Source organism: Egibacteraceae bacterium, from assembly GCA_040905805.1.
Classification (GTDB): domain Bacteria; phylum Actinomycetota; class Nitriliruptoria; order Euzebyales; family Egibacteraceae; genus DATLGH01.
The window spans coordinates 254-7,638 of the sequence record JBBDQS010000052.1; the positions used below are offsets into that span (position 1 = coordinate 254).

A 7,385-nucleotide genomic window follows, 5' to 3' on the forward strand; every position below is an offset into this window, starting at 1 on the left:
CAGAGGCGCCGGGGTCGGCAGAGGCGCCGGGGTCGGCAGAGGCGCCGGGGTCGGCAGAGGCGCCGGGGTCGGCGGAGGCGCCGGGGTCGGCGGCAGCCGGATCGGCGGGGTCGTCGGCGGTGGTGTCGGGCCCGCTGGTGTCAGCGGCGCCAGCATCAGCGACCTTGCCGGTGTCGGCAGCCTCGCCAGCATCAGCAACCTCGCCGGTGCCCGTAGCCTCGCCGGGGCCAGCGGGGTCGCCGGTGTCGGCCGGCTGGTCGGTGTCAGCGTCGCTGAAGGGGCCCTGATCGGGGTCGGCGGGCGCGTGGGGGGCTGGGTGGATGTCGGTGATGCCGGGCAGGTCGATGCCGAGGAAGTCGGCGAGCTCGATCAGGGTGAGGTGGGCGGCGGGGTGATCGGGGGGAAGACCGAACAGGGCGGCTAGATCCAGGGTGATGAGGATCTGGGGGCGGGCGCCTTGGATGGTGGGCAGCCCGGGCTGGGCGATCAAGGTGTGCAGCATGGCAGCGAACGCGTCGTGGCGGCGTTGGGCGAAGGTGCGCCGCTGCTCAGGTGGCGTGTCGGCGGGGTCGGGGGTGTCGAAGGCGTCAAGCAGCACGGTCAGCGCTTCGCGGGTGAGGGGGTCAAGGGTGCCCAGCAGTTCCCCACGGCTTTGGAACCCTTGGCGCAGCGTCAGCGCGCGGAGGGGATCCCCGCCGGGAGCGTCGGGGTCGTTGGCGGCGTCGGGGTCGTCGAGCTCGACGAGGTGGCGCACGGCGTGGCGGACGTCGCGGGGCGGGTTGGTCATGGCGAGGTCGGCCAGGGTGTCCGCGACGGCGGCGAACGCTTGGGTGCGCGCGGGCACGCAGCGGTCGGTGACCGCGGTGACGTGGGCCAGGGTGAGGTCCCCGGCGGCCAGGTGCGCGGCCATGCGCGGCAGGGTGTGCAGCCGGCGGGCGGTGGAGGCCTGGCGGGCGGCGGCGGAATGGTCGGTGCCGGTGCGGCGAGCCAGCCACGACGCTGCGGTCATTGCCCCGTCGGCTTGGTGGCCGTTTCGCCGGTCGAACGCGCTGAGCAGCCCCAGCTGGCAGGCGTCCAGCCGGGCCCGCAGGTGGGCCACAGCGACCAGCGCGTCACCGACCACGTCGATGTGCTCGTCGCCCAATCCGTCACCGAGACCGTCACGCTCGCCGCTGGTGGCGGTGTCCGCGACGGCGGGGCTGGCGGCAGCGCTTCGGGTGGGGGCGGTGGGGGCACCGACGGTGGTGGTGAGCGCGTCGATCGTCTCGGCCAGCGCGCCCATGATCGCGCCCAGCGGGGAGCCCGGGGTGGTCGCGCAGCGGGTGAGCCGGCTGCGCGCCTGCACGGTGCGTGGTGCGCTGCCCACCGCCCAGGGGTCCGTGCCGGCGTCGTCGCCATCGTCTGCACCCTGGGCGGCCCGGTCGCGGCCGGTGTCATAGCCGGCTGGCTGCTCGCTGGCCACCAGCCCCGCCCACGCGCGTACACGTTGCACGCGCCCCCCGCACCTGCGGGCGGTGACAACAGCCGACTGCGTGTCTTGTACGAACATGTGTTCGAGTATACAGCCCTCGAGCCCCCCTCGCAAGCTCTCCACACCGATACACCGATTCTTGAGGATTGTGCAGTCGAGAATCTCATCGCTGTGGCTGCCGGGCGTGGCTGGCGGCCGACCGAGAGACCCCTGCATGCGCGAGAACCAGGCGCCGGGGCGGGCTGGAGGAGGCCATTGTGAGTGGCGAAGGCGCCGCGGGCCGCCAGTGGGGTAGTGAGTCGAGGCCTCGCCAACGCCAGCACCGATACCACACAGGCGTCGGACCCGTCGAAGATTGCTGCCCACTCGTGGGCACGGGTGCGGGATCGTCCCGTGGACCGTCGACCGGGTCCAGGCCGTCGTTGCCGGCCAGCCTGGAGCCTTCCGCGCCGCGCCCGTCGTGGGTGCCGGCTGCGGGCTCCGGCAGGGCGAGATCTTCGGTCTGGCCGTGGACGCGGTCGACTTCCTGCGGCGGACGGTGCACGTCCGCCAGCAGATCAGGCTCTCACCCGCGCCTACTTCACCCACAACGCATTGAAGCCGGCGCTCACAGCGGCCGGTGTCGAGCGGGGTTCACGCTGCGGACCTACGCCCACCTCTACGGCGCGGATGGACACGCCACTGCGGCACCACTTCGCCAGCGTGCTGTTCCGGGATCGTGGTGGCCGAGGTACTCGGCAGCGCCTGCATGCCGTTGGCCCGGTTCCATGCCCACAGCGAGGACCGGGCGCGGACCGCGATCCGACGCGGCGCATGCTCCTGCGGACTCTGTGCGGACTGCGGAAGTATCGGAATGACGTTTCCGCAGGTCAGACGGGGTGCGGGGGGCCCCTACCCGCCGATGTAGGACATCTCCACCCGCGGCAGGTCGGCCGTCGCGTCGGAGCGCAGCTCGGAGTACCGGTCGGTGCGGGATCCCCAGAGCGCGGTGATCGCGGCATCGAGGTCCGCGTCGCTGGCGCCGTCACGCAGCGTGGCCCGCAGGTCGTGGCCTGTGCCCGCGAACAGGCAGGTGTAGACCTCGCCGACCGCAGAGAGGCGGGCGCGGGTGCAGGTGCTGCAGAACGGCTGGGTCACCGAGGGGATGACGCCGACCTCGCCGGCGCCGTCCCGGTACTGGAACCGGGTCGCCACCTCACCAAGGTAGTTGGGGGCCAGCGGCACCAGGGGGAAGACGGCATCGATCCGGCCGATGATCTCGGCGGCGGGCACGACCTCGCCCAGACGCCACCCGTTGGTGGCGCCGACGTCCATGTACTCGATGAAGCGCACGACGGCGCCGTGCTCGCGCCCGTAGCGTGCGAGGTCCACGATCCCCGCGTCGTTGCTGCCGCGCTTGACCACGGCGTTGACCTTCACCGGGTCGAAGCCGGCCCTGCAGGCGGCCTCGATGCCCTCCAGGACGCGAGCGAGCGGGATCGTCACATCAGTCATCGAGCTGAACACCTGCTCGTCCACGGAGTCCAGGCTGACGGTGATCCGACGCAGTCCCGCTGCCCGCAGGCGCTGCGCCTGTCCGGGCAGCAGGGACCCGTTGGTGGTCAGCGCGATGTCCTCGATGCCGTCGACCTGGGCGATCGCCGACACGAGCGTGGCCAGGTCCCGCCGGACCAGCGGCTCTCCCCCCGTCAGGCGGACTTTTGCCACCCCCTGCCTGGCGAACGCGGCGACCACCCGGGTGATCTCCTCGAAGGTGAGCAGCTCCGCCCGCTCCAGGAACTGGTGGTCGGGCCCGAAGCGCTCCCTCGGCATGCAGTACGTGCAGCGGAAGTTGCAGCGGTCGGTCACCGAGACCCGGAGGTCACGCAGCGGACGGTTCAAGCGGTCGACGGGCACAGCCGCCACGATACGCACTCGCGGCCGGGAGCGCTGCTAGTCGTCGGGCAGCTCGGCGGCCTGCGCCTCGGCCTTCTCCCGGGCCCTCGCGGCGAGCTCGGCGGCGACGGTGTCTGCCTGTTCGTACAGCTCGACGAGCGTCCCGTCGTTCCAGATGACGTGCGTCGCCACGGCGATCTTGTCATCCAGTGGCGCCTGCGCAGCCAATCGGGCGCGGGCAGCGGCTTCGGTGGCCCCTCGGCGCTCCACGAGGCGGCGCACCTGGGTCTCCGGATCACAGGCGACCACGACGATGGCTTCGAAGCCGTCCTCCATCCCTGCTTCGACCAGCAACGGGACATCGAGGACGACGAGCCCGTCGAAGGCGGTCAGCAGCTCGAGGTAGTCGGCGATGCGGGCCACCACCGGCGGATGGGTGAGCTCGTTCAGGACTGCCCGCCTGCCGGGGTCGGCGAAGATGATGCCGCCCAGGGCCGCCCGATCGATGAAGCCATCTTCGTCGAGGATCTCTGTCCCGAAGTGCTCGACGACCTTGCGGTAGGGCTCCTCGCCGGGCAGCGTCACCTCGCGGGCGATCTCGTCCGCGTCGACCAGCTCGGCGCCGGCCATCACGAACCGCTCACCGACCTCCGACTTGCCCGACGCGATGCCGCCGGTGAGCCCGACGAGGAACACCGTGCCTAGCTCGGCTTGTCCGTGGGGCGCGGCCCGTCCCCGTCCCCGTCCCCGTCCCCGTTCCCGGGTGCCGGCTCCTCGCTGGCCTGTGGCGCCGCCGCGGGCGCGTCGGTCGGTGCCGCCTCGGCCTCCTCGGCCACCGGGGCTTCCGGGGCTTCGACCTCGACCGCAGCCGGTTCCGGCGCGGCTTCGCCAGCCGCCTCCGGCTCGGCCTCGACCGCCGCGGGCTCCGGCGCCCCGACGTCGCGTGCGGGCGGCTCTCCGGCATCCTGAACCTGGGGCTCGCCCTCCTCGGCCCCCTGGGTGCTGGGCCCGGCCTCCTCCTCGACATCGCCCCGCAGGTCGGCGACGACGTCCTCCAGCGTCAGCCCTGACGTGTCGGCCGCCTCGACCTGCTCGGCGTCGGCGGCCTCCGACCGCTGCTGGAGGGCGGCGGACAGCGCCGCGCCGACGGCCCCGCTGGGGGCGCCGTCGTCCTCGTCGCCGGGCGCCTCGTCGGGAGCGGCGGCGTAGGACGGTTCCTGCTCGATCTCCGGCTCGGTGCCGTAGCCCGCCTTCACCGCCTGCTTGAGGGACAGCGAGATCCGGCGACGGGTGTCATCGATGTCGATGATCTTGACGGTCACGGTGTCGTTGACCTTGGCGACCTGCTCGGGGACCTCCACGTGCGCCTCGGCCAGCTCGGAGATGTGCACGAGGCCCTCGATGCCCTCCTCGACCTTCACGAAGACACCGAACGGTACGAGCTTGGTGACACGCCCCTCGATGAACTCCCCGACGTAGTGCTGGCGGGCGAACTGGCGCCACGGGTCTTCCTGGGTGGCCTTGAGGCTGAGCGACACCCGCTCGCGCGACAGGTCCACGTCCAGCACCTCGACCTCGACCTCCTGGCCCACCTCGACGACCTCGCCGGGGTGGTCGATGTGCTTCCACGACAGCTCGGAGACGTGCACCAGGCCGTCGACGCCGCCGAGGTCGACGAAGGCCCCGAAGTTCACGATCGACGATACGGTGCCCTTGCGGACCTCGCCCTTCTGCAGGGTCTCGAGGAACTCCTTGCGGAACTCGCTCTGCGTCTCCTCCAGGAACTTGCGGCGCGACAGCACGACGTTGTTGCGGTTCTTGTCGAGCTCGATGACCTTGCACTCCAGCTCGCGACCGACGAACGGGTGCAGGTCGCGCACGCGGCGCATCTCGACGAGCGACGCGGGCAGGAACCCCCGGAGTCCGATGTCAAGGATCAGCCCGCCCTTCACGACCTCGATGACCGTGCCGGTCACCGTCGAGTCGTTGTTGTAGATCTCCTCGATCTTGCCCCAGGCGCGCTCGTACTGGGCGCGCTTCTTGGACAGGATGAGCCGGCCGTCCTTGTCCTCCTTCTGGAGGACGAGCGCCTCGATCACGTCCCCGACCGCCACGACCTCGTTGGGGTCGATGTCGTGCTTGATCGACAGCTCGCGGGTCGGGATCACACCCTCGGACTTGTAGCCGATGTCGAGGAGACACTCCTCGGGATCGACCTTGACGATGACCCCCTCGACGATGCTGCCGTCGTCGAACTCCTTGATCGTGGCCTCGAGAGCCTTCTCGAACTCTTCCTTGGAGCCGAACTCCTCGAGGACGATCTGCTCACCGCGCTCACGCTCCAAGCGGGGGGCGGTGGCGAGTGTGGCGGTGGACGCTTGCTGGTGAGCGTCCGGGGGGGTCGTGTCGTCGGTGGTCATGTCGGTTGGGGATCTCCTGGGGCGGGTGTGGTACAGGGGGGCCTGACAGAGCAAATGCTATCGCCGGGTGCCGGTTCGGATGCACAGAAAACAACCCGGCCACGGCCCGGGCATCCTACGAGTGTCGCCCGTCCCACGCGGGGTGTCAACGCCGGGTGAACGTCACACGGCCTGCCACGTGCGCAGATGCCCGATCGGAGACGGGCCGCCTCGAGGAGGGCATCCGCCGCGGCCCCGCCGCGACCCCGCCGCGGCGCCGACGAGCCGGGAGCGGGGCGCGGGAGCGGGAGCGGGAACCCTGCCCGACCGTGCCCCGGAACGCCCCCGCCCGCCCCGTGGCGCCAGGATTCCCGCGCCGGCGCGGGAATCCTGTCCCCCGGACCCCGGCAGCCCGTCACCCCCACCGGCACCGAGCGAGTTTCCCCGCGCGGGCCACCTCCCGCCCGGTGGCCACCCGCCCGCCCCGTGGGCCCAGTGAGGTTGTCCCCAGGAGCTCGGGTGGGTCTACCCTCCGCCGGCCGCGCCTGCCACGCTCGCGCAATGTTCCCATCCCCGGTGCGCAGCAGGTTGCGCCGACAGGCGGGTGTCGTCACGCGTCCGCAGCTGGTCCGCGATCACGGGTGCGGGGAGGGCCAGGTCGAGGGCTGGCTCCGTCGCGGGGTCATCGAGGTGTGCCAGCATCAGGGCGTGCCCCTCACGGGCACCTACCGGGTTCCCGGCGGCGGGGTCCCCCCGGACCAGCACCTCGTCGCGGCGGCGCTGCGCTGCCGGCCGGAGGGGTGGATCGCCGGTCCGGCGACGCTCGGGCTGCTGGGCTTCGAGGGCTACAAGGTCACCGATCCCTTCGTCGTCCTCGTCCCTCCGGGACGCGTCGTCGCGAACGTCCCGTTCCCTGTCGTGCAGGATCCGATGTATGAGCAGCACCGGGCACGGTGCGGACCGGTGCCCATCGCCGGCCCCACTCGCTCGGTTGTCGAAGCCACCCGGACCATCAGCGGCAAGCGCCTGCGCACGACCGTGGACTACGGGAAGTGGAAGCGGCTGCTCGACCTGAGGGCGCTGCGAGCGTGTGCGGTGGCCACGGGCCTGCCGGAGGCCGCGGAGCTGATCGCCATGATCGATGACGGCGTCTTCGACCAGGACAGCGAGGGTGAGCGCGCGCTTGCACCCATCCTGGGAGACCTTCGACCGGCCCCGCTGTGGCAGTACTGGGTGAGCGGCAACCGGCGTGTGGACTGCCTGCTCGCCGACGTCCCGCTGATCCTCGAGTACCTCGGCGACGTGGCGCACGGCCGTCCGCACCAGCGCGCCCACGACCACGGGCGCAACCGGGATCTCGAAGCGCTCGGCTACGTCGTGCTCGAAGTCACCGTCGAGGATGTCGCCCAACCCGAGATCCTGCGGGCGACGGTTCTCGGCATCCGTGCAGGACTGCTCGCCGCAGGGGCCCGCCAGCCCCACCTGGCTCGCCCAACCGGGTGAACCGACCGGCCGGCCGCGTCGACGAACGCGGGATTCCCAGGCCATCATGGCCCGCGCGGGCCTTCGCACGGCCCGACCCGGCACAGCATTACCCCGCCCGCGCGGGATAGCAGGGGGCGCCACCCCCGCGGGCCCCC

At 71.9% G+C, this 7,385-nt stretch carries 5 protein-coding genes; 1 reads left to right on the forward strand and 4 read right to left on the reverse strand.

Annotated elements, in window-relative coordinates; all coding sequences use genetic code 11:
* The 4 genes from WD250_06585 to rpsA all read right to left on the reverse strand — a co-directional run.
* Nucleotides 1-1,492: DUF222 domain-containing protein (locus tag WD250_06585; GenBank protein ID MEX2619867.1), on the reverse strand; the 1,492-nt coding region annotated here is incomplete at its 3' end.
* 870 nt (nt 1,493-2,362) lie between these two features.
* On the reverse strand, nt 2,363-3,367 hold the full coding sequence (gene moaA, locus WD250_06590; GenBank protein MEX2619868.1) for a GTP 3',8-cyclase MoaA: 1,005 nt from the start codon (nt 3,365-3,367) through the stop codon (nt 2,363-2,365).
* A gap of 36 nt (nt 3,368-3,403) precedes the next feature.
* Entirely contained in the window at nt 3,404-4,042 is a 639-nt protein-coding gene (gene coaE / locus WD250_06595) for a dephospho-CoA kinase (GenBank protein ID MEX2619869.1), read from the reverse strand.
* A 5-nt stretch (nt 4,043-4,047) separates the two neighbouring features.
* The gene (rpsA, locus tag WD250_06600) at nt 4,048-5,766 is read right to left on the reverse strand and encodes a 30S ribosomal protein S1 (protein ID MEX2619870.1); all 1,719 of its coding nucleotides are present in this window, start codon (nt 5,764-5,766) and stop codon (nt 4,048-4,050) included.
* 540 nt (nt 5,767-6,306) lie between these two features.
* Between rpsA and WD250_06605 the strand changes: the two genes are divergently transcribed.
* Nucleotides 6,307-7,248, forward strand: coding sequence for a hypothetical protein (locus WD250_06605; GenBank protein ID MEX2619871.1), 942 nt, complete (start codon nt 6,307-6,309; stop codon nt 7,246-7,248).
* Nucleotides 7,249-7,385 lie beyond the last annotated feature (137 nt).